This window comes from Streptomyces sp. CBMA291 (assembly GCF_014596525.1).
In the GTDB taxonomy this organism is placed as follows: domain Bacteria; phylum Actinomycetota; class Actinomycetes; order Streptomycetales; family Streptomycetaceae; genus Streptomyces.
In genome coordinates this window covers 67,395-93,315 of record NZ_MSJP01000104.1, presented here as the reverse complement: position 1 = coordinate 93,315, position 25,921 = coordinate 67,395, and the positions used below count along the sequence as shown (strand labels likewise).

Annotated in this window: 18 protein-coding genes and 1 pseudogene; 7 read left to right on the top strand and 12 right to left on the bottom strand. The window is 72.7% G+C overall.

Annotated features, from left to right (window positions below):
* Positions 1–157 precede the first annotated feature (157 nt).
* The 5 genes from guaD to BU197_RS25085 form a co-directional block, all read right to left on the bottom strand.
* Complete coding sequence (guaD, locus tag BU197_RS25105; RefSeq protein WP_188270580.1) at positions 158–1,672, bottom strand: guanine deaminase; 1,515 nt, start codon at positions 1,670–1,672, stop codon at positions 158–160.
* A 163-nt stretch (positions 1,673–1,835) separates the two neighbouring features.
* Positions 1,836–6,182 (bottom strand): AAA family ATPase, encoded by a 4,347-nt coding sequence (locus BU197_RS31115; protein WP_317452238.1) that lies wholly within the window; start codon positions 6,180–6,182, stop codon positions 1,836–1,838.
* Between the two features lie 512 nt (positions 6,183–6,694).
* Positions 6,695–7,192 (bottom strand): nucleoside deaminase, encoded by a 498-nt coding sequence (locus BU197_RS25095; RefSeq protein ID WP_188270578.1) that lies wholly within the window; start codon positions 7,190–7,192, stop codon positions 6,695–6,697.
* 107 nt (positions 7,193–7,299) lie between these two features.
* Complete coding sequence (gene cynS, locus BU197_RS25090) at positions 7,300–7,770, bottom strand: cyanase (protein WP_188270577.1); 471 nt, start codon at positions 7,768–7,770, stop codon at positions 7,300–7,302.
* A gap of 130 nt (positions 7,771–7,900) precedes the next feature.
* The gene (locus tag BU197_RS25085; protein ID WP_188270576.1) at positions 7,901–8,488 is read right to left on the bottom strand and encodes a carbonic anhydrase; all 588 of its coding nucleotides are present in this window, start codon (positions 8,486–8,488) and stop codon (positions 7,901–7,903) included.
* Between the two features lie 123 nt (positions 8,489–8,611).
* On the opposite strand from BU197_RS25085, the gene cynR reads away from it, so the two are divergent.
* Positions 8,612–9,544: a transcriptional regulator CynR gene (gene cynR, locus BU197_RS25080; protein ID WP_188270575.1), complete on the top strand. Its 933-nt coding sequence runs from the start codon at positions 8,612–8,614 to the stop codon at positions 9,542–9,544.
* Between the two features lie 108 nt (positions 9,545–9,652).
* Here cynR and BU197_RS25075 read toward each other — a convergent pair whose 3' ends face one another.
* The 3 genes from BU197_RS25075 to BU197_RS25065 form a co-directional block, all read right to left on the bottom strand.
* On the bottom strand, positions 9,653–10,030 hold the full coding sequence (locus BU197_RS25075; RefSeq protein ID WP_188270574.1) for a hypothetical protein: 378 nt from the start codon (positions 10,028–10,030) through the stop codon (positions 9,653–9,655).
* Between the two features lie 85 nt (positions 10,031–10,115).
* Entirely contained in the window at positions 10,116–10,457 is a 342-nt protein-coding gene (locus tag BU197_RS25070; RefSeq protein ID WP_188270573.1) for a GNAT family N-acetyltransferase, read from the bottom strand.
* 83 nt (positions 10,458–10,540) lie between these two features.
* On the bottom strand, positions 10,541–11,464 hold the full coding sequence (locus tag BU197_RS25065; protein ID WP_317452237.1) for a pirin family protein: 924 nt from the start codon (positions 11,462–11,464) through the stop codon (positions 10,541–10,543).
* Positions 11,465–11,578: 114 nt separating this feature from the next.
* On the opposite strand from BU197_RS25065, the gene BU197_RS25060 reads away from it, so the two are divergent.
* Together BU197_RS25060 and BU197_RS25055 are read left to right on the top strand one after the other, a co-directional pair.
* The gene (locus tag BU197_RS25060; RefSeq protein ID WP_188270599.1) at positions 11,579–12,082 is read left to right on the top strand and encodes a carboxymuconolactone decarboxylase family protein; all 504 of its coding nucleotides are present in this window, start codon (positions 11,579–11,581) and stop codon (positions 12,080–12,082) included.
* Between the two features lie 275 nt (positions 12,083–12,357).
* A complete protein-coding gene (locus BU197_RS25055; protein ID WP_188270572.1) occupies positions 12,358–12,651 on the top strand; it encodes a hypothetical protein in 294 nt (97 codons plus the stop codon).
* 81 nt (positions 12,652–12,732) lie between these two features.
* Here the strand turns inward: BU197_RS25055 and BU197_RS25050 are convergent, their stop codons facing one another.
* Positions 12,733–12,984 carry an EF-hand domain-containing protein gene (locus BU197_RS25050; RefSeq protein ID WP_188270571.1) on the bottom strand — a complete coding sequence of 84 codons (252 nt, stop codon included), beginning with the start codon at positions 12,982–12,984 and terminating at the stop codon, positions 12,733–12,735.
* Positions 12,985–13,202: 218 nt separating this feature from the next.
* Here BU197_RS25050 and recQ point away from each other — a divergent pair, with 218 nt between their 5' ends.
* Complete coding sequence (gene recQ, locus BU197_RS25045) at positions 13,203–15,344, top strand: DNA helicase RecQ (RefSeq protein ID WP_188270570.1); 2,142 nt, start codon at positions 13,203–13,205, stop codon at positions 15,342–15,344.
* A 579-nt stretch (positions 15,345–15,923) separates the two neighbouring features.
* The gene (locus BU197_RS25040) at positions 15,924–18,479 is read left to right on the top strand and encodes an ATP-dependent Clp protease ATP-binding subunit (protein ID WP_223183520.1); all 2,556 of its coding nucleotides are present in this window, start codon (positions 15,924–15,926) and stop codon (positions 18,477–18,479) included.
* Positions 18,480–18,651: 172 nt separating this feature from the next.
* Here the strand turns inward: BU197_RS25040 and fdhD are convergent, their stop codons facing one another.
* On the bottom strand, positions 18,652–19,491 hold the full coding sequence (gene fdhD / locus BU197_RS25035) for a formate dehydrogenase accessory sulfurtransferase FdhD (protein WP_188270569.1): 840 nt from the start codon (positions 19,489–19,491) through the stop codon (positions 18,652–18,654).
* Between the two features lie 244 nt (positions 19,492–19,735).
* Here fdhD and BU197_RS25030 point away from each other — a divergent pair, with 244 nt between their 5' ends.
* Together BU197_RS25030 and BU197_RS25025 are read left to right on the top strand one after the other, a co-directional pair.
* On the top strand, positions 19,736–20,719 hold the full coding sequence (locus tag BU197_RS25030) for a Dyp-type peroxidase (protein ID WP_188270568.1): 984 nt from the start codon (positions 19,736–19,738) through the stop codon (positions 20,717–20,719).
* A 6-nt stretch (positions 20,720–20,725) separates the two neighbouring features.
* Positions 20,726–21,568, top strand: a complete 843-nt coding sequence (locus BU197_RS25025; RefSeq protein ID WP_188270567.1) for a family 1 encapsulin nanocompartment shell protein — start codon at positions 20,726–20,728, stop codon at positions 21,566–21,568.
* 151 nt (positions 21,569–21,719) lie between these two features.
* Here BU197_RS25025 and BU197_RS25020 read toward each other — a convergent pair.
* Together BU197_RS25020 and BU197_RS25015 are read right to left on the bottom strand one after the other, a co-directional pair.
* A pseudogene (locus BU197_RS25020) lies at positions 21,720–22,430 on the bottom strand (serine hydrolase domain-containing protein); the annotation flags it as partial.
* Between the two features lie 187 nt (positions 22,431–22,617).
* Positions 22,618–25,860: an AAA family ATPase gene (locus BU197_RS25015; protein ID WP_317452236.1), complete on the bottom strand. Its 3,243-nt coding sequence runs from the start codon at positions 25,858–25,860 to the stop codon at positions 22,618–22,620.
* Between the last annotated feature and the right edge of the window lie 61 nt (positions 25,861–25,921).

The following is a 25,921-nucleotide window of genomic DNA, read 5'->3' as shown; positions in this document are numbered from 1 at the left end:
CTAAAGGATCGCGCAGGTGTCCTCCGCCCCAGGTGGCACGGGTGCCGGCCCGCTGGCCGTACGGCTGCGGGGGGACGGAGCCCCGGAGCGATGCCGAAGAGGCGGCTCCGGAGGATGCGCCACCGGGGAAGGGGGCACGGTTCGACGGAGCGGACACTCACCGTCCCCATGGGGACGGCGCCGAGTCGGACGACTGGCGGCCCGGTCGCGCGGGCTCGCCGAGGACGTAGGTCTGCTTGACGGCGCGGTCGTCCCCGAGGGTGGCGAGGGCGAAGAGCCGCTCACGGAAGGTCCGTGCCGCCTCGGTGCGGCGCTTGAGGAGGGGAGTGGCGGCCCAGTCGAGGACGACGAAGTCGGCTTCACGGCCGCGCTGGAAGCTGCCGATGTGCTCGTCGAGGTGCAGCGCGCGGGCGCCGCTGAGCGTGGCCAGGTAGAAGGCGCGCAGCGCGGTGAGGGTCTTGCGGTCCTTCTCTTCGAGGTGCTTGGGGAAGGTGTTGGCGAGGGCGACGACCTTGTACGCCTCGTTCATGGTCTGGAGCATGGAGTAACTGGTGCCCCCGCCCACGTCGGTGCCGAGCCCCACGCGGACCCGGGCGTGACCGGCGCGGTCCAGGTCGAACAGGCCGCTGCCGAGGAAGAAGTTGGACGTCGGATTGAAGGCCACGCCCGCCTGGGAGTCCGCGAGCAGATAACGGTCGGCGTCGTCGATCCACACGGAGTGGCCCCACATGTTGCGAGGTCCGACGAGGCCGCACTTGTCGTAGACGTCCAGATAGGAACGGGGCTTCAGCTCCTTGAACTTCTCCACCGTCCGGTTCACCTCGTCGAGGTTCTCGGCGAGGTGCGACTGCACCCACAGCGGCCGATCCGTGTGCCTGGCCTCCTGGTAGAGGTTCCCGGCCATGCGCAGCGCCGCCACGGTGGACGTCAGGGCGAACCGGGGGGAGACGGCGTAACGCAGCCGACCGGTGTGATGCCACTTCCCGATGAGCCTGCGGCTCTCCTCCTCGGCCTCCTCCACGCTGCGATCGAGGTAGTCCTTGGGCACCGTGCCGCCGTTGTCGTCGTCCATCAGCAGCTTGCCGGAGACCATGCGCAGCCGACGCAGATGGGCCTCGGTGAAGAAGGCGTCGGTGGCCTGTGGATGCGTGGTGGTGAAGACGCACGCCGTGGTGGTGCCCGACTCCAGGAGCCGGTCGAGGAAGAAGGCGGTGGCGGCGCGGGCGTAGTCGGGATCGGAGAACTTCATCTCCGCCGGATACATGTAGTCCCGCAGCCACGGCAGGAGTTGACCTCCGGGGCTGGCGATGGAGTCCACCTGCCCGCTGTGGATGTGCGGGTCGACGAAGCCGGGCACGATCAGGCAGCCGCGGTGGTCGACGACGTGACCGTGGTCGACGAACTCCCGGGGGCACGCGTCGAGGTCCCCGGCCCAGACGACGAGGCCATCGCGTACGACGAGCGCGCCGGGGTCGTGGAGGTGATACGCCTCCGGGTCGTCCTCGCCTTCGTGACCGGGCACCCAAGGGTCATCGGTGAAGTGCAGAACGGTCCCGAGGAACACCTTCGTCCCCCGCTGCCGGGAGGCCGCGTCAGCCCCCTCCGGGGCCTCGTCCTCCCCGGTCACACGCTCGTCGGACTCCGGTCGGCTGTCCTGCTCTTCTCTGTCCATGCCTGTTGTCTCGGACCACCGGACACGACGACTTGAGCCCCCAGCCCCTGGAGCCGAGCCCGAACCATCCCAATGGACCACTCGCGTGGGCGCCGAGGCCCGGAGGGGACCGCATGCCGAACGGCCGCCTGCGGGCGGAGGGGCCGGTGGGTTTGACGGGTGATCAGCTAGGGCGGCACGCGGTACCGGGCGACCGGACGGGGCTGTGCTGGGACTCGGAGGGACGACGGGCCTGACCCCCTCCCGTAAGCCCCTCGGGCAACCGGATCAGGTCGCATCGGTGATCGCCCTGGAGCGCCACCACCAGGCCGCCCCCCTCCCGCGCCGCGTCCACCGCTCGTACCGGGTAGCCGCGACCCGGTACGCCCCGTTCGCCCGCCCCGCCCCGCCAGCTTTCGGCCCGTACGTCCCATACCGCAGGTGCGTGGTGTTCGTCGCAGATCAGGAGCAGGGGGTGCTCCGGGGGGCCGGTGAAGAGGAGTGAGGTGATCGCGCGGGGGTCCCCCGGGAGGGTTCTTCGGTCGTCGGTCGGCGCTGTGCACCCGGCCAGTCCGACCGTCCCCGCGTCGGCCCACGCGAGCAGCGGTACGGACTTCGCCTTCTCCGGGTCGTACCGCTCGCCCAGGGTGAACCTGCCTGTCTGCGGGCCCGTGTCCCCGCGGCCCGGCAAGTCGATGCGGCGTGTCTCCGTCAGGCCCTCGTCTCCGTGCTCCCACAGCAGGATCGCGTGTCCCAGGTCGGCGGCCAGCCACGTCGTGCCGTCGGTCATGGTCCGGGCGTCCACCCCGCAGACGCGCGGTCCCGCGGGTACGGCGCCGCCGCGTCGCCAGCCGCGCGCCCCGTCCAGTGGCAGCTCCGCGTACGCGACGCCCTGCCGGTCGGGGGCGTACAGGCGGACGCGACCGGCGGACGCGTCCACGGTCAGGCCCCACGCGGTCACCATGTTCCCGGTGTCGCCGCCGAGTTCGAGATCGTGCTCGGCTCGTACGGAAAGCTCCTCGGACACCAGCCACAGCCGGACCGTCCGCCGGGCCGCCGCGACCACCACCCACCCCCCGGCGTACCGCGCCGCGCGGACCGCGGTCACCTGGTCGACATGGGTCAAGGCGAGGGCGGGCAGTGACGCGGGGGCGCCCCGGCGGGGCCGGGACGCCAGCACCCGGTTCCCCCGCACCCGGCAGAGCAGCGGCGCCTCCCCGCCCGCCTCGGCGAGTGCGACCTGCGGCCGCTGCTCATGGCCGGGGCCGGGCAGACCGCGGCCCGTGCCCAGCGCCGACGCCACCTCCAGCATGCGGATGTGGGGCCCGTCGGCCACCGCGAGCACCCCCCGCCCGTTCGGCTCGAACGCCAGCGCGCCGATCCGGGGCGCGGTCAGCGCGAACCGGGCCTCGCGGTCCGGATCCGCGGGGTCGAGGACCCGGACGGTCGGCCCCTCCTGTACGGCCAGGAGCGTCACGTCGCCGTACCGCCCGAAGGTCAACCCCCGGGCCGCCGAGGCGAAGACGTGCACCGGGGACGCGTCGAGAGGCGCGCCGCCCGCCCGGTCGTCCGTCTCGCACAGCCACACCGACACCCGCCCGCCGTCCGCCACCGCGAGCCAGCCCTGCCGGCGCCCGTCCGGCGCCGGTACGTCGAGCGCGCACGCCGCCACCGCCGGATGGGCCAGCGCCCCGAGGTCGATACCGGCACGCAGCAGCCCCCGGCCGCCCCGTACCCGGAGGTCGACCTCGTGCAGCACGGCCCGTCGGCCCGCCGCGAGGAGGAACACCCGACGGCCGAGGACCAGCGCGGCGAGCCGTTCGGTGTCGGCCACGCGGATGTCGGCCAGGCCCTCGTCCTGCCCGTCCGGGGAGTCGTGCCGGCGGCGCCACATCCACAGGTGCCGCCCGTCGGCGGCCCACACCAGCGTCTCCGTGCCCCGCTCGACCGCCGCGAGCGTCCGCACCGCGCCGCCCCAGCGGTAGGCGTACTCGGGCCGCCGCGCGTCCGACCGCCAGAAGTGGACGGCGCGGTCGTCGCGGGCGACGGTCGTCCGGTACGGACCCGCCCCCACCTCCCGTACCTCCGCGAGGGTTTCGCCCCGGGACCGTTCGGATCCGTGCGTACGACGGGTCAGCAGCCGCAGTCCCGACTCCGGCTCCAGGAGCAGGACTTCACCGCGACCGCCTGCCACGAGACGGTTTCCGGACCGCTGTTCGTCCGGGTCGGCGGTCCAGCTCAGGGTGTGCGCCCCGCCGAGCGGCGCGGGCAGCCGCCACTCCAGTGGCTCGGGCGGCTGATCGGTCCAGTACTCCTGCCAGGGCAGGAAGTCCTCGTCCCGGTCGAGGAGCGCGTACGTGGTCTCCCGGTGGCTCACGAACGCGGTGGCCCGCAGCAGCGCCCGCCGCTCCGGCACGCCGAGGTCTCGGAAGGCTTCGCCGACGCGCGCGTAGAGCGCCGCCCCGTCGCAGTCGCGGGCGAGCGCGGAGGCGAGCGGCACCATGACGGCGGGGTCGGTCCGTACCAGGAACTCCATGTCCTCGAAGAGGGCCCGCAGATGACCGGGTCCCGCCTCGGCCGCATGGGCGCCGAGAAGCCCGAGCGTGTACGTGTCCGCGTGCCGCCAGCCCTCCGCCGCCCGCTCGCGCAGCGCGGCGACGGCCTTGGAGTGCGCCTCGGCCGGGTCGAGTCCGGCCCGCCGCAGCAACTGCGGCCCGTAGTCCGGGTGGGCCAGATGGAAGGAGACGTCCTGGCCGCCGGGCAGCAGCTGCCGTGCGACGAGGTCACCGCCCGCGCCGATCCCGATCCGGTGCAGATCGGCCGGGGTGAGTTCCGAACTTCCCTCGTCTCGCAGGGCGTTGGCGAGCGCCAGCCAGGGGCCGCGCCGGGCGAGCCCCGGTTCCTGCACCACGGCGAGCGGGCGCAGCATCTCCTCGACCCGCTCGGCACCGCGCTGTCCGGCGAGGTGCCCGATCTCCTCGCCGAACCGCTTGCCGAGGTCCATCCGGCCCTCGTCCATCCAGCGGGCCAGCTCGGTCCCGGTCATGGCCCAGCGCCGCCGCGCCAGGTAACGGGCGGCGAGCCGGGCCACCAGGAAGGAACCCCGGCTGCGGGCGGCGACCGTCCGGGCGATCCACGCCCGGTCCTCCTCGCGGTGGTACGCGGGTGCCTCGGCCAGCACCGATGCCACCATGCCCGCGATGCTCTCGCCCGCCTCCTCGTCGTCGCCGAGGACCAGCGGGGCGACGCTCTGGTCGAGCGCGTCGGTCAGGCTCTCCTCCGCACCCTGGACGGTGGCCCGGCGCCGTGGCCGGGGGCGGGTCGCCACGACCACCCGGACGCCCCGGAGCGCGGCGAGCGGATTGAGGAGGCGGCGCGCGATCTCGTGGGCCTGTTCGGGAAGGGCCTCGTCGAGGGCGTCGAAGAGCAGGTTCAGCGAGCCCGAGGTGCCGACGAGCCGCTCCACCGCGCGGTGGCAGCGGTCCGGCGTCGCCGGGCCCGCCGGTGGCGGGGCCATGCCGTCGAGCCCGGCGAGCACCTGCCACAGGGCGCTCGTGAGCGAGTGCAGGGACCGGCCCCGGCAGGAAAGCGCCGCGTGGATCGTGCCCGTGCGCGGGAGGGCGGACGACGGCAGCTCCGGCCGCTGACCGTCACGCCACGCCGGGAGGGAGGTGAGCGCGAGCCGCCCGAGGAGGGCGGTCTTGCCGCTGCCCGGGGGTCCGGTGACCACGAGCAGCCCTCGGGGGTGGGTGTCCATCCAGCGCACCACCCGGTCCAGGGAGCCCTGCCGCCCGGCGAAGTGGCGGCGCGGATGACCGCCGTCGTCCTCCAGACCGAACCGCTCGGCGCCGAACCAGGGGGACCGGTCGCGCAGGACCGCCGTGGTCGGCTCCGCGCGCCGGGGCTCCGCGCGGTAGGGGTTGTCGAGGAAGTCGTTTGGCAGGGCGCGTACTTCACGGTACGAGGGGAGCCTGTCGGGCTCGTCGATGCCGGAGGCCGTGGCGGCACCGTCCAGGGCCTCCAGCAGATACGGCACCGGCAGGTACGGCGCGGCCGGGTCGAAGGGACGGGAGCGGTCCCCCGCGACGAACTCCGGTACGGACAAGGCCTCTTCGAGCCAGTCGACCCAACGGCTCCCAGGTGCCACCGCGCCCAATCCACACGTGGCGACGGCCGCGAATCCGCCCCCTCCGTCCCGTCGTGCACGGCCGACGCGCTCCCGGCCGGCCGAGAGGGCGCGGTCGAGAGCGCCCGGCAACTTCCCGGCGGCGAGGCGGATGTCGACGACCAGCAGGATGTGGGAGGAGGCGCCGGGGCTCAGCAGTCGGTCGACCAGCTCGGTCAGGGCGATCGCGCGCCCCGGATCGAACCGGCCGTCGGTACAGGAGTCCTCGCAGGCCAGGAAGTAGCCGAGGGGGCCGAGGTCGTAGCCGTGCCCCGCCCAGTAAAGGATCTTCCGCTCGGCGCCGTGGGAGAGGAACGCGTCGAGCCCCGACCGCACCCGCGCGCTGGTGGCGCCCCCTGCACCCACCTGGCCCCCTGCACCCCCCTGGCCTCCCGTGTACCCCTGGCTCCCCGCGCGCCCCGCTCCCTCCGAGCCCTCCGCACGCTCCCCGTCGAGGGAGAGGGCGTCGTCGAACCCGAGTCGGTCCCGGGCGATGCCGGTGAACCGGTCGCGGACGGGGGCGATTTCGGGGAGGTCGGGAAGCAAACGGCGTGCACCCGCCGGTTGCGCGTAGTGGGATACGGCCACTGTTCCGACGAGGGCCGAGGCCCGTCGCTGCGACCGGATCATCGTCAGATGCTCGACCACTTCACGTCCGTATCCTGTCCGGGCCATCGTGACGCGTATCACACGTTCACGCGAACGCCACCCATTAAAGGGGCCGTCGGCGGTCCGGTGGGCCGGTTTGCCTCGGTCGGCCGGGGAACGCCACGACGCCGGTCGAACCGGCGCCTGGCAGTGGGGAGGAGGGTGCGGATGGGGTGCGGATGGGGGCGGGTGGCGTGCGGACGGGAGTGGTGGCCGCGGCTCGGCGGGGCCTACCTGGTGGGCGCGCCCGCCACGTGCCGCTCGCCGCCGTTGCGCTCCTGCCAGAAGCGGTAGACCTCGACGGCCTCGTCGCGGGCTTCGTAAGTCATGGGGAGACGGCGGTCCTGCCAGGGGGTGGCGATCTCGGTGTAGAAGGTGTCGAGTTCGAAGTACTTGCGGTCGTCGACGTAGTGCGGCTCGTAGGCGTCGCGGGTGGTGAGGAAGACGACCTCGTCCGGCGAGCAGTAGTACAGCGAACCCAGGCACATGGGGCAGGGGTGGGCGAGTACGTAGACGGTGGTGCCGGTCAGGTGCTCGGTGCCGAGCCTGGTGCAGGCCTCGCGGATGGCGAGGATCTCCGCGTGGGCGGTGGGGTCGTTGGTCTGGGCGACCAGGTTCGGGCTCTCGGCCAGGATCTCGCCGTCCTTGACGATGACGGTCGCGAACGGCCGGCCGCCTTCGGCGACGTTCCGCCGGGCGATGTCGATGGTGCGCTGGGCGAAGTCCACGGGAAGCCTCCGGGATGGCGAGGGAGTGGGCGGGGGAGGGGGTGGGCCGGAGGGAGCTGTTTCCGGCCCACCCGCGCCTGCGGTGCTGTGGCGCTTCTGGCTGGACGTCAGAAAGGCTTGGTGGGCAGGTACTTGCCGTCGAGAGTGATGATGGCTCGCTCGCCGCCCTCGGGGTCGGCGACCTTCTTCACGTCGAGCCTGAAGTTGATGGCGGAGATGATTCCGTCCCCGAACTCCTCGTGGACCAGGGCCTTCAGCGTGGTGCCGTAGACCTGGAGCATCTCGTAGAAGCGGTACATCGTCGGGTCGGTGGGGATGCGGTTGGGCATCGAGCCGCGGACCGGGATGCTCTGGAGGAGCAGTGCCGCGTCGTCGTCGAGCCCCAGGAGGTCGGCGACGGCCTTGGCGGACTCCTCGGGCAGCGGGTGCTGGCCGAGGACGGCGGCGGTGGTGAAGGCGACCGAGAGGCCGGAGGCCTCCGCGATCTCCTTCCAGGACAGGCCCTTGCGGGCCTTGGCGGCGACGGCCTGGTCGGCCAGGGCCTCACGGGCGGTCTGCGAGAACTGCGACTGCGTCATGATCGGTGCTTCCTTTGTGGTGTCGGTGACGGATGGGGTGCCGCTCCGGCCATGGGAAGGGGCTCTGCCCGTGGGGACGGAGTTCCGTCCATTGGAGGGGAGCGGGTCCGGTGGCGGTAGAGGGCCGTGGTCAGGCGGCGACGGCGGAGCCGGTGGCGGTGAGGTCCTCGACCCGGCCGGTGGGGATGTCGTAGACCCAGCCGTGGAGGGTGACCTTGTCCTCCGTGAGGGCCTTGGCGACCGACGGGTGGGTGGCGAGATTCGCCAGCTGGGCGAGGACGTTCTGCCGCACCAGGGCCAGGACGTCACCCGTCGCGGCGGTGCGGGCGGCGGACGAGTCCGCGAGCCGCAGCCAGTCGGCGACCGCCGGGGCGCCGGAGAGGTCGTGACCCTCGGCCAGGGCGGTCATCGCACCACAGGAGGAGTGACCGCAGACGACGATCTCCCGCACGCCGAGCGCGGCGACCGCGTACTCGATGCTCGCCGCGACACCGTCGGCGCCGGGCGTGTAGGCGGGGACCAGGTTCCCGGCCGTACGGATGACGAACAGGTCGCCCGGCTCGGCGCCGGTGATCAGCTCGGGGACGACGCGGGCGTCGGAACAGCTGATGAACAGCGTGTGCGGGGCGTGATGTGTGGCCAGGTGGGCGAAAAGCTCAGCCTTCGCGGGGAAGACGTCCTCCTGGAAGCGGGCGACGCCATCGGTGAGGTCCTGCATGGTCACTCCTTTCGGGGGTGATCGGCCCCTGCGGGCTGGTGAGAACAACCATGCATGACCTGCGTCTATAGTGTCCAAGAGTCATTACGCATAAGAGCTATTGATCCCATCTATAGTCGAATCATGGCCCTCATCGAACTGCGTCACCTGCGCTATCTGCTCGCCGTGGCCGATCACGGCAACTTCACCCGCGCCGCCGAGGAGCTGCACATCTCGCAGCCCACGCTCTCGCAGCAGATCAAGCAGCTGGAACGGACCCTCGGCGTGCAGCTCCTGGACCGCACCGGCCGTTCCGTGCGGCTCACCGACGCCGGTGCCGTCTACGTCGACCACGCCCAACGGGCCCTGCGGGATCTGGCCGCCGCCGAACGGGCCGTCCATGACGTCCAGGACCTCTCGCGCGGCCATCTGCGCCTGGGGATCACCCCCACGTTCACCGCCTATCTGGCGGGTCCGCTCACCGCCGGGCTCCACGCCCGCCACCCCGGCGTCAGCCTCTCCCTGGAGGAGATGACACAGGGGCGCATCGAGGCGGCGCTGCTCGCCGACGACCTCGATCTCGGCATCGCCTTCGCGGGACCGCACCTTCCCGGTGTCGCCGCCACCCCGCTGTTCACCGAGACCCTCGGTCTGGTCACCGGCTGCCGCGAGCCCGCCGCCGACCAGGCGTCACCGCTGCCGGTGGGAGAGATCGCCGATCGGCAACTCGCGCTTCTCAGCGGTGACTTCGCGACTCGCGGTCACGTCGACGCGTATTTCTCGCGGCACCGCGTCAGCCCGCGTATCGCCATCGAGGCGAACTCCGTCCAGGCCCTCGTCGAGATCGTCCAGCGGACCCCGCTGGCCACCGTCCTGCCCGACGCCGTCGCCCACGACCACCCCCACCTCACCCCCGCGCCCCTCGACCCGCCCCTGCCCACGCGTACGGTCACTCTTCTGCGGCGTGCGGACGCCTACGAGAGCGCCGCCGCCCGCGCCTTCACCGAGCTGACCCACGCCCTCGTCCGGGAACGCGGCTACAGCCCCGCCCCGGTGAACCACCCGAGCGGGCCCTGAGGGGCCGAACGGCCGCAGGGGGCCGGGATCCCGTACGGGGGAGGTCGTGGGTCCCGTAGGGGAGGCCGTGGGGCCCGTACGGGAAGGCGCCGGGGGAGCCCGTACGGGTCAGAGTGCCGTGAAGGCGTCCTCCGGGGTCTCGTCGAGGACGAAGCCGTTGTCGAAGCGGACGCGGAGGGTCACCCGGGTCTTCTCGCGCTGGAAGGCGGCCCACGCGGGTTCCAGGGCGGTGACCTGCTCGGCCAGGCGGGTCCTGCTCTCCGGCGGCATCTGCTGCCCGTAGGAGTCGAGAAGGGCCTTGAGGCGTTCGTACTCGCGAGCCGCCTCGCTCGGCTGCCGTTCGAGGGTGTGCACCCGCTCGACGGCGCCCTCGGCGCCCGCGCCCAGGGCCAGGAATCCGGCGGGCGTCCCGTCGTCCAGGGCGACCGGGCCGGTCAGCCTGAGATCCTTCGTCAGCCGTACGCGTCGGCCCGCCGTCCATGCCATCGGTGCTTCCGTTCCTCCCGGTCGGCCGGGCCGAAACCCGTAGGGGCCCATTATCGGGGCCCTACGGGTTCCCCTCCGTGCCGGGTCAGCGGGCCAGCCGCTCCTCAAGCCACTTCAGGATCTCGGGGGTCACCGGGTCCGTGATGTCCGCGAACTCCTCGTGCTTCTTCAGGAACTTCGCCACGTAGGGGCAGACCGGGACGATCCGCTTGCCGAGGGCACGGACATCGGTCAGCGCCTGCTCGACCAGGATCGAGGCCAGGCCCTGCCCCGCGTAGGCGTCGTCGACCTCCGTGTGGAAGAAGACCCGCTGCTCGTCGCGGTCCCGGTACGAGGTGAGGCCGGCGCGCTGCTCGTCGACCAGGATCTCGTAGCGGTGACGGGCGTCGACGTTCCGGACGACGGGGGCGCCGGTCTGCTCGCTCATGAGGGTGCCTTTCGTAAGGGGAAACCCGTAGGGGAGTCGCGGGGGGAACGGGTGGGGTGGGGGAAAGCAGGGGGCGGGGCGGCTCAGGCGCGGGGCGGATTGCCGCGCGGGGCGAGGGAGGCGTTCGGGAGGGCGGGGGCGGGGAGCCGGTCGCCCGGGTAGCCGTCGACACTGCCGAAACGGTCGGACTCCCGCTCCCATTCCTCCCTTGCCTCGACGATGTCCTGGTGGGTGCGGCCGATGAAGTTCCACCACATGACGATCCGCTCGCCGAAGGGGGTGCCGCCGAGGAGAACGGCCCGCGCCCGGTGGCCGGACTCGTTGGTCAGGGTCAGCGCGGTGCGCCCGGTGTCGACGTAACCCAGCTCGGCGGCGTTCACGACCGTCCCGGCGAGGCGTACGGTCCCCTCGTCGACGAGCAGACCGTGCTCGAAGGCGGGGTCGACGTCCAGGGTGACGGTGGCCCCGGCGTCGAGCAGGATCTCCGCGCCCAGGAGCGGGGTGAAGGTGGGGACGGGGGAGGTGTCCCCGGCCAGGCTGCCGAGGAAGACGCGCAGCTCGGCGCCGTCGATCCGGACCGGCCCGGGGGCATGGTGCTGGAAGGCGCGGTCCGCGTGCCGGTGCGCGTCGGGCAGGGCCACCCACAGCTGTACGCCGTGCAGGACGGTGGTGCCGGGGGTGGAGACCTCGGTGTGGCTGATGCCGTGGCCGCCGGTCATGAGGTTCAGCTCGCCGGGCCGCACCATCGCGTGGCTGCCCAGGCTGTCGCGATGCTCGATCTCCCCGGTGAAGAGCCAGCTCACCGTCTGTAGACCGGTGTGGGGGTGCGGCGCCACGTCCATGCCGCCGGACTCGGAGACCAGGTCGGGGCCGTAGTGGTCGGCGAAGCACCACGCGCCGATCAGGGTCCGCGAGCGCTGGGGCAGGGTGCGGCGTACGGTCATGGCGCGCGGTCCGCCGAGCGGAACGTCCCGGGCGGTGAGGATCTCGACCTCCGTGTCGGACACGGCCGACCCCTTTCACATCAAGCGGTGTAGTTTCGTTTTCAACAATTATGGGGGATCATAGCCCCAGAACCCGTGAAGCGCACGGGCCCGCCGAAGGAGTGCATCGTGAGCGACATGACACCGGCCCCCGACGGCCACCGGATCTACCTCGACAAGCAGAACCCGGCGGCCTACCAGGCACTGGTCAGGACCGCCGACGCCGTCCGCGCCACCGCCGCGGAGGCCGGTCTCGACCGGGTGCTCGTCGAGCTGGTCAACCTCCGGGTGTCCCAGCTGAACGGCTGCGCCTACTGCCTCGACGTGCACACCAGGGCCGCGCTCCGGGCCGGCGAGACGACCCGGCGCCTCGGCGTGCTCCCCGCCTGGCGCGAGACCGAGCTGTTCACCCCCAGGGAACGGGCGGCACTGGCCCTGGCGGAGGCCACCACCCACCCGGCGGACGGCCTCGCGCAGGACCGCGCCTACGCGGAGGCCCGCACGGTCCTGGACGAGGACGAGCTGTCCGCCGTCATCTGGGTGGCGATCGCCATCAACGCCTTCAACCGCGTCTCGATCCTCAGCAGGCACCCCGTACGGGACACGGCGGCTCCCGTACGGGAGGTGGGGGCGCGCGTGTAGGGGCGTGTGCGTCCGTCCGTACGGGGAGGGCGGGGGGGGCTCCCGTAGGGGAGGTGGGCTTTCTCCATGGGGGTGGGAAGGCCCCCGTAGGAGGAACCCTCTTGCCCGGGGCATCGCGGCCCTCCCGTAAGGGGCGCGGGTGTTCCCCCAGCGGGGCGTGAAGGCAACCCGTACGGGGCGCCCCTGGCCCCTACGGGATGCGGTGTGATGGTCCTTTCAAGCGGTCGGGACGGGCGGCGGCCGTGTCCGACGGCCCGGCGCGCCGTTGTGAGGGTGTGACCTCTACACGACGCATCACCTCGCTCCTCGCCGTGGCCGCCGCCTTCACCTGCCTCGGAGGCGCCGCCGAGGCGCAGGCCGTCACCAGCCCGCTCGGCCCGCCGATCAGCCCGATCGCCGAACTCGACGCGATCACCAGCACCGGGATCCCCGCCGAGTCGCGCGGGCAGCTCCCCACGGTCCGGCAGCAGCTCGGCGGACTCAGCCGACTGCACGAACTCCACCAGCTCCACCAGCTCACCGACCAGGCGGCGCCGGTCGCCGGGCTCCTCCCCGCGATCAGCACCTGACCCCGCCCGGCCGTCGGCCGTGCCTGTCGGCCCCGAGGGGCGGCGCCACCCTCGCGGCGCCGCCCCTCGGGGCCGTTCGGATCACCAGCCGAAACGGCGGTCGACCAGCGTCGCGAACTCCTCGAAGCTCAGCATCCGGTCGCCGTTCAGATCGGCCTCGTCGAACAGCGCCGAAGAGTCGTCCTCGCTCCCCACGCCCCAGAAGGGGATCACACCCCGCGCCGCGAGGGTCGGGCCCTTGGCCCGGAGAGCGCTGATGACCTCGGTACGCATCAGAGCGCCGTCCTGGTCGAGGTCGAGCGCGTCGAAGAGGACACGGGCCTTGTCGCTCATGGTCTCCTGCTCCTGTTTCCCCCGGCAGGGGGTGTCGTGGCGGCCCGCACGGCCGGGACCTGCCGGAGAGGAAGACGTCGTACGCACCCCGAGGGGTTGCCCGGCGGAACGGCCCGAGGGCCGCCCCCCGGGAAGTCGTCCTCAGGTTCCTTCGGGACGTTTTCCACAGGTTTCGGCGAGGCCGCCGGAGTGTCCTTGGCGGCCTATAGGCTGGACGAATGGTCCTCACCGACGAATCCTCCGAGATCTCCGACGCGGAGCGGGTGCTCCAACGCGTCTTCGGCTACAGCTCCTTCCGAGGGGAGCAGCGGGAGATCATCGAGCAGGTCGTCGACGGTGGCGACGCCCTCGTCCTGATGCCGACCGGCGGGGGCAAATCCCTCTGCTACCAGATCCCGGCGCTCGTCAGGGACGGCACGGGCGTGGTGATCTCCCCGCTCATCGCCCTCATGCAGGACCAGGTCGACGCGCTCAGGGCGCTCGGCGTGCGGGCCGGCTTCCTCAACTCGACCCAGGACACGTACGAGCGGCAGGCCGTCGAGCAGGCGTTCCTCGCCGACGAGCTGGACCTGCTCTACCTGGCCCCCGAGCGGCTGCGCACCGAGGGCACCCAGCGGCTCCTCGACCGGGGCAAGGTGTCGCTGTTCGCGATCGACGAGGCCCACTGCGTCGCCCAGTGGGGCCACGACTTCCGGCCCGACTACCTCGCCCTGTCCATGCTCCACGAGCGCTGGCCCAAGGTCCCCAGGATCGCGCTGACGGCGACGGCCACCGAAGCCACCCACCGGGAGATCTCCGGCCGTCTCGGTCTGGAGGACGCCCGGCACTTCGTCGCCGGGTTCGACCGGCCCAACATCCAGTACCGCATCGTCCCCAAGAACAACCCGCAGAAGCAGCTGCTCGAACTGATCAGGACCGAGCACGAGGGCGACGCCGGAGTCGTCTACTGCCTCTCCCGCTCCTCGGTGGAGAAGACGGCCGCCCTCCTCGTGGAGAACGGCATCCCGGCGGTGCCCTACCACGCGGGCATGGACGCCCGGACGCGCGCGGCGAACCAGTCCAGGTTCCTGCGGGAGGACGGCATCGTCGTGGTGGCGACCATCGCCTTCGGCATGGGCATCGACAAGCCGGACGTGCGCTTCGTCGCCCACCTCGACCTGCCGAAGTCCGTCGAGGGCTACTACCAGGAGACCGGCCGCGCGGGACGCGACGGCGAACCGGCCACCGCCTGGCTCGCGTACGGCCTCCAGGACGTCGTCCAGCAGCGCAAGCTGATCGACGGCTCCGAAGGCGACGAGCAGCACCGGCGCTCCCTCGCACAGCACCTCGACGCGATGCTCGCGCTCTGCGAGACCGTCGACTGCCGCCGGGTGCGGCTGCTCGCCTACTTCGGCCAGACCGGCAAGCCCTGCGGCAACTGCGACACCTGTCTGACCCCCGCCGAATCCTGGGACGGCACGGTTGCCGCGCAGAAACTGCTGTCCACGGTGTGGCGGCTGGCGAAGGAACGGCGCCAGAAGTTCGGCGCCGGTCAGATCATCGACATCCTCCAGGGCAAGCGGACCGCGAAGGTCATCCAGTTCGACCACGACGGGCTCTCCGTGTTCGGCGTCGGCGCGGAGCTGGGGACCGGCGAGTGGCGGGGCGTCGTCCGTCAGCTGCTCGCCCAGGGGCTCCTCGCGGTGGAGGGCGACTACGGCACGCTCGTCCTCACCGACGACAGCGGCGAGGTCCTGGGCGGCCGCCGTACGGTCACCATGCGGAAGGAGAAGGCACCGGCCGCCTCCGCCCGCAAGGAATCCGGCTCGCGCACCGGCAAGAGCGCCCGTGTCCCCGTCGACCTGCCGCCCGCCGCCGTGCCGGTCTTCGAAGCCCTCCGGACCTGGCGGGCGGCGACCGCACGCGAGCAGGGCGTCCCGGCGTACGTCGTCTTCCACGACGCGACGCTCCGGGAGATCGCGACGCTGCTCCCCACCTCGGTGGCGGACCTCGCCACGGTCGGCGGCGTCGGCGAGGCGAAGCTCGCCAAGTACGGGGAAGGGGTGCTGGGCGCGCTCGCGGAACTCGGTGCCGAGGGGAGCGCGGGTGACTCTGCCGGGGCCTCCGCCGGGTCTCCCGTCGGCGCCTCCGCAGGGGTCGCCTCCGCCGGGGTCGCCTCCGCAGGGGTCGCCTTCGGCGGGACGGCTCCGGAAGCCGCCGCCGGTTCCGGAGCCGCCCAGGGAGCCGGTCCCGCGACTGGCAGGACCTCGGCCCCCGTCTCCGGATCTGGGGCCTTCCCGGACGACGTTCCGTACGACGAGGAGCCGCCCTACGACCTGGACGGGGCGGAGGAGCCGCCGCCCTGGGACGACTGGCGGTAACCACCGGGGGCGGGTACGTCTCTGGGGCGGATCCGGGCGGCCTGGTCCGCACACCGGGCCGGGAGCCCGGGGTGGGCAGGGGGCCGGGCCCGCCGGGCGCCCGGGTGTTCGGGTCTCGCCGGGCGGGCGCGGCGGGTCAGACAGGTCGGGCCTTTGGGCTGGCCGGGCGGGGCGGGGTACGCGTCGTCCCGTAGAGCCAGGGAGCCAGGGCTTCAGGGCTTCAGGGCGCCAGGGACGGGGCCCCAGGCGGAATGGTCATCGTCCGAGTGCCTTGGCCGTGCTCCCGAGCGCCTTGGGGCGTGCTCCCGAGCGCCACGGTCATCGTCCGAGCGCCATGGAGGTGCCCCCCCTGGCGCCACGGTCATGGTCCGAACACCTCGGTGTCCTCCCCGGAGGCGCAGGTTTCCAGGAGACCTCCGAAGGCTTCAAGGGGGCCCCGCCGGCCCTCCCGTCCGCCCTCCCGCTGGGCCGTCCGCCAGGCCCCACGCCGGGGAAACCCCCGGGAGGCATTCCGGTTGCGGAGCCCGTTTCGCCGGGTTTGAGTGGGTACGATCCCCCCTCCGCCTCCCTGGAGCAGACATGTCGATGGCGTTCGGTTCACCCTTTGGTTCGTCCGATCCGTTTAGTGACATGCTGAACCGGTTCTTCGGGATGTCGCCCGCGTCGTCGCCCCCGGCCGTGCAGCGCGTCCCCATCGGGCGGCTGCTGACCGAGTCCTCGCGCGAGCTGCTCAGCCTGGCCACCCGCAAGGCGGCGGAGGACGGCACCTCCGATCTCGACACCGAGCACCTGCTGTGGGCGGCGACACGGGTCGACCCCTCGCGCCGGCTCCTCTCCCAGGTCGGCATCGACCCCGAGGAACTCGCCGCCCAGCTCGACGAAGTCCTTCCCAGGGAGTCCGGCGAACCCTCATCCGAGCCCGGACTCACTCCGGCGGCGAAGCGCACCCTCGCCGCCGCCTACGGGCGCTCGCAGCAGGCGGGCGTGTCGTACATCGGCCCCGAGCACATCCTCGCCGCGCTCCTCGATGACTCCGACTCGGGAGCCGGTCGCCTTCTGGGCGCGGACGACCACGACGTGAAGAAGCTCCGCGGCCTCGCGGACCGGGCCGCCCGCCCCGAGGGCGCCGCCCCGACCGGACAGAAGCAACCGGCCACCACCCTCGACGAGTTCGGACGCGATCTGACGGAGGAGGCGCGGGCGGGAAAGCTCGACCCGGTCGTCGGCCGTGCCGAGGAGATCGAGCAGACCATCGAGATCCTCTCCCGGCGCTCCAAGAACAACCCGGTCCTCATCGGCGAACCCGGCGTCGGCAAGACCGCCATCGTGGAGGGGCTGGCCCAGCGGATCGTCGCCGACGAGGTCCCGGCCACCCTCAAGGGCAAACGGGTCGTCTCCCTCGACCTGTCGGGCATGGTGGCCGGTGCGCAGTACCGAGGCCAGTTCGAGGAACGTCTGAAGAAGGTCATCGAGGACGTCCAGAACGCGGGCGGCGACATCATCGTCTTCATCGACGAACTCCACACCGTCGTCGGCGCGGGCGCCACGGGCGAGGGCTCGATGGACGCGGGCAACATGCTCAAACCGGCCCTCGCGCGCGGGGAGCTGCATGTGGTCGGCGCCACCACGATCGACGAGTACCGCAAGCACATCGAGAAGGACGCGGCCCTGGAGCGCCGCTTCCAGCCCGTCCTCATCCCGGAGCCCACCGTCGAGGAGACCGTGCAGATCCTCGAAGGGCTGCGGGACGCGTACGAGGCCCACCATCAAGTCCGGTTCGCCGACGGCTCCTTGACGGCTGCGGCCGAACTCTCCGACCGGTACATCAGCGACCGCTTCCTGCCCGACAAGGCGATCGACCTGATGGACCAGGCGGGCGCCCGCGTACGGCTGCGCGGCGCGGGCCGCTCCACCGAGGTCGTCAGCCGTGAGGACCGCCTGGCCAAGCTGCGGCGCGAGAAGGACCAGGCCGTCGCCGCCGAGGACTTCGACAGGGCGGCCGAACTGAAGCGGCACATCGCCGACGTGGAGGGCGAACTCGCGGGCATCGAGGAGCGCCGGGAGGGCGTCGTCTCGGTCACCGCCTCCGACATCGCCGACATCGTCTCCCGGCGGACCGGCATCCCGGTCTCCCAGCTCACGGCCAGCGAGAAGGAGAAGCTCCTCCGGCTGGAAGAGGAGATGCACGCGCGGATCGTCGGTCAGGACGAGGCCGTCACCGCCGTCTCCGAGGCGGTCCGCCGCAGCCGCGCGGGCATGGGCGACCCGAACCGTCCCGTCGGCTCCTTCCTCTTCCTCGGGCCGACCGGCGTCGGCAAGACCGAACTCGCCAAGACCCTCGCCGAACTGCTCTTCGGCGAGGAGGACCGGATGATCCGGTTCGACATGAGCGAGTTCCAGGAGAAGCACACGGTCGCCCGGCTGGTCGGTGCGCCTCCCGGATACGTGGGGTACGAGGAGGCAGGGCAGCTGACCGAGAAAGTACGCCGCAACCCGTACAGCGTCGTCCTCTTCGACGAGGTGGAGAAGGCGCACCCGGACGTCTTCAACACGCTGCTCCAGATCCTCGACGACGGACGCCTCACCGACGGACAGGGCCGTACGGTCGACTTCCGGCACTGTGTCGTCATCATGACGTCCAACATCGGCGCCCATCGCATCCTCGCGCACGAGGGCGACGCCGCCGATCTGAAGGACGAGCTGATGGAGGAGCTGCGCGGCCGGTTCCTGCCCGAGTTCCTCAACCGCATCGACGAGATCATCGTCTTCCACAGCCTCACCGAGGCGGACCTGTCGGAGATCGTCGATCACCTCCTTGAGCGCAGCAAGCACCGGGTGCACGCACAGGGCATGACCCTGGAGGTCACCGAGGCGGCGAAGAAGCTGCTCGTCGCCCACGGGCACCAACCGGAGTTCGGCGCGCGTCCGCTGCGCCGCACGATCCAGACCGAGCTGGACAACCGCGTCGCCTCCCTGCTGCTCGGCGGCGAGGCCGATCCCGGGGACACCATCGTCGCCGACGTCCTCGACGACTCGCTGCACTGCACGGTCCGCAAGCCCGAGCCGACGGACGGCGGCGGGGGAGCGGCGGCCGGTGAGGGCGGCGAGGCGGCGGAGAGCGGAGTGGCGGCCTGACGTGAGCGGTAGGGGACCCTGGCCGACCAGCCCGGGACCCCTACGGTCACCTGGTCCGACGCTCGGGCCGCAGCCGGACCCGACCCTGGGCCGCACCCGCACCCGCACCCGTACCCATACCCCTAAGGGGTCCCGGACCCGTACCCGGATACGGGTCCGGCCCCGCCCCCGCTCAGTGCGTCGGGTCCGTCACGAGTAGCCGTTCCCCGCCCGCGTACACGTTCATCGACGTTCCGCGCAGGAAGCCCACCAGGGTCAGGCCGCTCTCCTCGGCGAGGTCCACGGCGAGGGACGACGGTGCGGAGACGGCCGCGAGCAGAGGGATTCCGGCCATCACCGCCTTCTGTACGAGTTCGAACGAGGCCCGGCCGCTCACCATCAGGACCGATCCGCGCAGCGGCAGCAGGCCCTCGCGCAGGGCGTGCCCGACGACCTTGTCGACGGCGTTGTGGCGGCCGACGTCCTCCCGGAGGCACAGCAGCTCGCCCGTGGCGTCGAAGAGTCCGGCGGCGTGGAGTCCCCCGGTCGTGTCGAAGACCCGTTGGGCCGCGCGCAGCCGGTCCGGGAGGGCGGTGAGGGTCTCCGCCGTGACCCGCAGCGGGTCGTCGGCGACCGACCAGGCGGCCGTGGTGCGCACGGCATCGAGGCTGGCCTTGCCGCACAGACCGCACGAGGAGGTCGTGTAGAAATTGCGTTCCAAGGAGGCGTCGGGGGCGGCGACCCCGGGAGCCAGGGCCACGTCGACGACGTTGTACGTGTTGCCGCCGTCGGCGGTGGCGCCCGCGCAGTAGCGGATTCCGGCCACGTCGGCGGCCCTGTGCACCACGCCCTCGCTCACCAGGAACCCCACCGCGAGGTCGAAGTCGTCGCCCGGGGTGCGCATCGTCACGGTCAGCGCCCGTCCGCCGACGCGTATCTCCATCGGTTCCTCGGCGGCCAGGGTGTCCGGGCGGTAGGAGGCCTCGCCCGCCCGCACGCGCAGGACGCGTCGCCGTACGGTCACTCGACCCATGGTCTGCTCCTCTCCTCGGAGCGCTGCCCCGGGTGTGGTGGTGGGCGTGCCTCTCCCGGCGGCCTCGTACGACTCTGCCACGCGGCCCGCCGACGGCCCACCCCGGCCACGGGGGCCGGTGTCCCTCGCGGGGCTCACCGCCGGGCTGCACACCGGATCCCGCGCGCCTACGCTGACCCTGTCTCTTTCTGTCACTTTCTATGCTTTTATGGTGCTTGTTGATCATCATGTGCCCGGGAGTGTCATGGTCGCCGTTCAGCCCGTCATCACGCCACCCACCCAGGCCGCCGTGTTCCTGGTGCTCACCGTCAACCCCGGCGGCGAGGCCGCGGTGCGGGACGCGCTCCAGGAGCTGTCGGGTCTGACCCGCTCCGTCTCCTTCCGGCAGCGCGACGCCGGACTCGTCAGCGTCGCCGGGATCGGCTCCGACGCCTGGGACCGGCTCGTCGGCGGCCCCCGACCCCGCGGACTGCACCCCTTCCCCGCCTTGAACGGCCCCCGGCACCGCGCTCCCGCCACCCCCGGTGACCTTCTCTTCCATCTGCGGTCCCGGCGCATGGACCTCTGCTTCGAGCTGGCCCGGCTGATCGTCGACCGCCTCGGCGGCGCCGTGAGCGTCGTCGACGAGGTGCACGGTTTCACCTACTTCGACGAGCGCGACCTTCTCGGTTTCGTCGACGGCAGCGAGAACCCGATGGGCGCCGCCGCGACCGGAGCCGTCCACATCGTCGACGAGGACCCCGGCTTCCGGGGCGGCAGCTACGTCATCGTCCAGAAGTACCTGCACGACATGGCGGCCTGGGACGCGCTCACCGTCGAACAGCAGGAACAGGCCATCGGCCGGACCAAGGCGACGAACGTCGAGATGCCCGAGGACGTCAAACCGGCGAACTCGCACGTCGCCCTGAACACCGTCACCGACGAGGACGGCGTCTCCCAGCAGATCGTCCGCGCGAACATGCCGTTCGGCCAGGTCGGGCAGGGCGAGTACGGCACCTACTTCATCGGGTACGCGCGGAACCCCGGCATCACCGAGCAGATGCTGCGGAACATGTTCCTCGGGAGCCCCCCGGGCAACACCGATCGCATCCTCGACTTCTCCCGGGCCGTCACCGGCTGCCTGTTCTTCGTCCCCAGCGCCGACCTCCTCGACGACCTGCCCGCCGCGCCGCCGTCCGCCGCTCCCCAGGGAGACACCCTGGGCATCGGCGGCCTGAAAGGAGCCTGAGCCCTCATGACGCCCCCTGAGGCCACGAGCCACGTCCACCACGGACTCACCACGAACAACCTGCACCGCGAACTCGCCCCGATCACCCCCGCGGCCTGGGCCGAGATCGAGGAGGAGGCCCGCCGCACCTTCCGCCGGCATGTCGCGGGGCGCCGGGTCGTCGACGTCCCCGACCCGGCGGGACCCGGGCTCTCCGCCGTCGGCACCGGCCACCTCGCCGACATGACCCCGCCCGCCCCCGGTGTCACGGCACGGCTGCGCGAGTCGAAGCCGCTGGTCGAACTCCGGGTGCCGTTCACCGTCGACCGGGCCGCCGTGGACGACGTCGAGCGCGGCTCCAAGGACTCCGACTGGCAGCCCGTCAAGGACGCGGCCCGCGCGATGGCGTTCGTCGAGGACCGGACGATCTTCGACGGCTACGAAGCGGCCGGCATCGAAGGGCTGCGCGCCCGCTCCTCCAACCCGGTGGTCCAGTTGCCCGCCGAGCCGAGCGACTACCCCGACGCGGTGAGCCGGGCGCTGACCGAGCTGCGTCTCGCCGGTGTCGACGGGCCGTACGCGCTGCTCCTCGGCCCGGACGAGTACCGCGCGGTGAGCGAGACCTCCGACCACGGCTACCCGATCGCCGCTCACCTGGCCCGCATGCTCGACGGCTCGCCGATCTGGGCCCCGGCGCTCAGCGGCGGCTTCGTCCTCTCCACCCGGGGCGGCGACTTCGAACTCCGCCTCGGACAGGACCTGTCGATCGGCTACACGAGCCACGACGCACACAGCGTCCAGCTCTACTTCCAGGAGACGCTGACCTTCCTCCCCTACACGGACGAAGCCGTGGTGGTCCTCGCCCCCTGAGAATCAGGCCACCCGACGGCCCGCCCCGCCCCGCCTGCCTGCCTGCCCCGCCCGTCCGACCGCCCGGCGGAGGCGTCACGGAGCCGGATCGCCGGGTGAGGTGGTGGACCAGCCCCCAACCACCGTCCGGCAGGGCACCGGCGAACACCGAGGCGTGACCGGTGGCGCCGTTGTGCCAGAACAGGGTGCCGGAGTTCTGCCAGGACAGCGCGGGCTCACCCAGTCTCCGCTCGACAAGAAGCGCGGTCACCAGGTCGGCGGCGGCCCGGGGCGTGGCCCAGAGCCCGCCGGCGGGCAGAATCGCGCCCGTCATCGTCCAGGGACGAAGCGGCCGGCCGAACAGCCCGCGGCTGTGGAGCCGCCTGTCCGCCGGGGGAGCGCCGGATATCTCGGTGATGCCCAGAGGGGCGAGGACACAGCGGTCCACGAGTTCCTGGTAGGGCATGCCCGCCGCGGAGGTCAGCGCGGCTCCGAGGACGGCGTACCCGAGGTTGGAATACAGCTCGGTACGGCCGGGGGCGGTGGTGACCAGCCCGTTCAGCCCTTCCAGGACGGAACGGAGGGCGGCGGCGTCGAAGGCGGCGTACGGGTCGCGCCGTCCCACGCGCGGAGGAAGCCGTGGCAGGCCGGACGTGTGCTCGGCGAGATGCCTCAGGGTGATGCCGGTGCCCGGGGGCGTGGGCAGGAACCGCTCCACGGGGTCGTCCAACCGGAGTACCCCTTCGGCGGCCAGCCGCGCGAGGGCGGTTCCGGTGAGCGTCTTCGTCAGGGACCCGATCGGGACGAACGCGTCGAGAGCGTGCCCATAGAGGACTTGGGGGGCTCTGCCGCTGCCGAGGACGCAGGTGGGAACGGGGCGCATGGGCGGCCTTCGGCAGGGAGACGGAAGGGGGCGGAGCGGGGTGCGTACGGAAGGGACGGTCGATGGTCCCATGGCATGAGCGGACGGCCGGAGATTCTCGCCAAGATCGAGACCGCGCGTGAAGAGGCCCGCCTGGACGGGAGCGACCCGCGTGGACGGGAGCGACCCGCGTGGACGGGAGCGTCCCTCACGGGCGCAGTGCCGTCACCAGTTGGGATCGTGAGCGTACGTCGAGCTTCTGGTATATGCGGGTGAGCCGTGCCTCCACCGTCTTCACGCTCAAGTACAGCTTCGCCGCCGCCTCTTGGTTGCTCGCGCCTTGTCCGACGAGCCGGGCGAGCCGTATCTCCGCCTCCGTCAGGGCGGCGAGCGCGGACGGAATCGCCTCGCCACCGGAGCCGGTCCCGGGGCTCTCCGGCGCCGTGCCCGCCGGGGTCTCGCTCGCGAGGGCCAGCCACGGCGCCGCCCCCACCCGCTCGAACACGGTCGCCGCCTCGTGCAGCGCGCTCTGCGCCGCCGACCTGCGCCGTCTGCGCCGCTCCACCCGGGCCAGCGCGATCAGCGCCCGTCCCCGCTCAAGGGGAAGCCCGGCAGCCCCGAACCGCTCCGCCGTACGGGTGAGCAGCCGCGCCGCCTCGTCCGTACGCCCCTCCGCCGCGAGGCACAGCGCGTGCACCCGGTCGCAGCCGAGGAGGACCGTCGTCCGGCCCAACCGGGCCGCCACCGGGCGTACTTCGTCGAGCAGGGCCGCGGCCTCGTCGCCCGCGTCATGGGCGAGCAGCGCCTCGGCCAGTTCCTCGTGCCAGCGCAGCATCGACGGGTCCACGGTCGACTGGGCGCGCTCGTCGGCCTGGACGCGACGCAGGTTCTCCAGGGCGGCGGCCACGTCCCCGTTGACGAGCTGCACCCGGCCGAGCGCGTACCGGCTGCGCGAGAGGAAGACCCGGTCCCCCTCCTCCTCCGATGCCTGGACGCTGCGGCGGGCATAGCTCGCGGCCCGTGCGAAGCTCCCGGCGGCGGTCTCGGCGAGCGCCAGCGCGTACCAGGCGGGACCGGGCGAGAGCCCCGCCTCCAGGGTGAGGGCGAGGGACTGTCCGGCGTGCGCGAGAGCGGCCGGACAGGGGCCGGTCCTGGACTCGATCTCGGCGAGGGTGCGGGAAAGCTCGATCGCGTCCTCCACCGCACCGCGCCGCCGCACCAGCGGAAGCAGCGTGCCGATGTCGTCGCGGGCCTCGGACAGCCGGTCGTCGTACAGGGCGTGACGAATCGTCAGGATGCGGGCGGCGTTGTGGATGCCGGGCGGACCCTCGGCCGACTCCAGTGCGCGGGCGCGGGCGAGGACCGTCTCCGCTTCGGGCGCGCCGAGGGCCCGTTCCATTCGCGCCTGAACGGTCAAAGCCTGCGCGGTCAGGCGGGAGTCGCCCATCGAGGCGGCGAGCGCGGCCGATGCGACGGCGGCGGTACGGGAACGCTCCGGATCGCCGTCCGCCAGAACGTACTTGAGCGAGAGCCGCAGTTGTACGGCTGCCCGCAGAGCGGTGTCCCCTTCCGAGTCCTCCATGGCGTGCGCGTACATCTCGTCGAGACCGGTGAGACCCTGACCGGCCGTGTCGAGCACGGCGAGCCGCGCCCTGACCCGGTCGGAGGGGGCCGCGTCCCGGGCGAGCAGATCGGTGGCGGCGCGCATGGCGAGGTCGGCGCGGGCCGCGCGGGCCGCCTCCTCCGCGGCGTCCACGAGTCGGGCGATCCGCCGGGCGCCGTGCCGTACCGGGGTCGACTCGGCGGCGAGCAAGGCCAGTTCGGCGGCGAGCGCGCTGTTTCCCCGCCGCCGGGCCACGTCGGCGGCGGCCGCGACCTCGGCGGCCAGCTCCTCGTCCGGGGCGTCGGCGGCGAGCGCCCGGTGCCGTACCGCCTCGACGGGATCGTCCACGACCCGGGCGAGGGCCGCGTGCCCGGCGCTCCGCTCCGCCCAGCAGGCGTCGTGCGTCAGCGTGGAGGGCAGCAGCCCGGCGGTGAAGGACACCGCGCCGTCCTCGGCCAGTGAGATCAGCCCGGCTCGCTCGGCCGCCGTCAGATCCGCCTCGGCGCGGGGCCGCCCGGCCCGGCGCACCAGGGTCGCCGAGGGGCGCAGCGCGAGCGCGGCGAGCAGCAGCGTCTCGCGTACGGAGGGCGGCGCGGCGCCGAGGAGCTGCCGGGCGAGGTCGCGGGCACGACCGGAGAGGGTGAGCGCCTCCGCGTGGTGCAGGGGGGTCCTGGCGTCGGCGAGCGAGCGCCCCACGGCCAGCGCCAGCCGGGGGTTGCCGCCGCTGGCCCGGTGGATGCGGCCGGCCATCCGGGAGGGCAGCCTGTGGTGGATGAGGAGTTCGGCGATCTGATCGGCCTGGAGCGGCGGCACGAGCAGGACGTCCGCCTCGGACGGCACCCAGAGCCGGGAGGCGTACGGGTCCTCGGCCCGGTGCGGAACGCGGTAGGGGCGGCGTGGCGCGTGGCTCTCCCGAGGGTCCCTTACGGACGGCTCGGGGTTCCCGGGGTACGGAGTCAGGGTCTCCGAGCGCGGAGAGCGGGTTCCGGCGTAGGGCTCGGGGCTCCCGGGGTACAGGATGAGGGCCCCGGCGTACGACTCGGGGCGCCCGCTGAACGGCTCGGGGTGCGCGGCGCACGGCTCGGGGTTCGCGGCGTACGGCGTCTGGTTCCCCGCGTACGGCTCGCGGGCTTCCGCGTACGGCGTGAGGTTCCCCGCGTACGGCTCAGGGACGTCCGTGTACGGATCGCGGTTTCCCGTATGCGGCTCACGGGCTCTCGCGTACGGCTCGCGGGCTTCCGCGTAAGGCTCCGGCGTTTCGACGGCCGTCACCCGTAGACCGGGCGGGGTCAGTTGGAGGGCGGACCGCAGCAGGTCGGCGCTCTCCGGGTCCATGTGCTGCACGCCGTCGACGACGAGGAGGACGGGCCCCCGGCAGGTCAGGGCGCGCAGGATCTGGGCGATGCCGAGCCGCAGCGCGATCGGGTCCCAGCCGTCCGGCGTGAGGGGTGCTTCGCGGCAGAGCATGGCGACTGCCGTGCGCTGGGGTCCGGGCAGCGCGGCAAGGATCCCTGAGGGTTCGGCGGAGACCCCTGAGGGTTCGGCGGGGCCCGGCGGGGGTGTCGCCGAGGCGACCGAGGCGACGAGCGCGGCGGCCGACGCCCCGGGTATCGCGCGGTCGGCCGGCAGGGGCGCCAGCCACAGCACCGTCTCGCCGCGTGCCTCGGCGCGGGTGGCGGCGGCGAGCGCGATCTCCGTCTTGCCGACCCCGGCGGGGCCGGTGAGCAGGGCCCGGCCCCGGGTGGCGAGGGCGTGTTCGAGGCGGCTGAGGAGTTCTTCGCGGCCGACGGGCGCCGGGCGCGCCGCCGTACCGCCGGGACGGGCAACGGGGTGCGGAGCTGTCGACACTGTCCATCTCCTCCGCCCCGGGGCCCGGCCCGTGGCCCTGGGCAGAGGATACGGAGCCGGA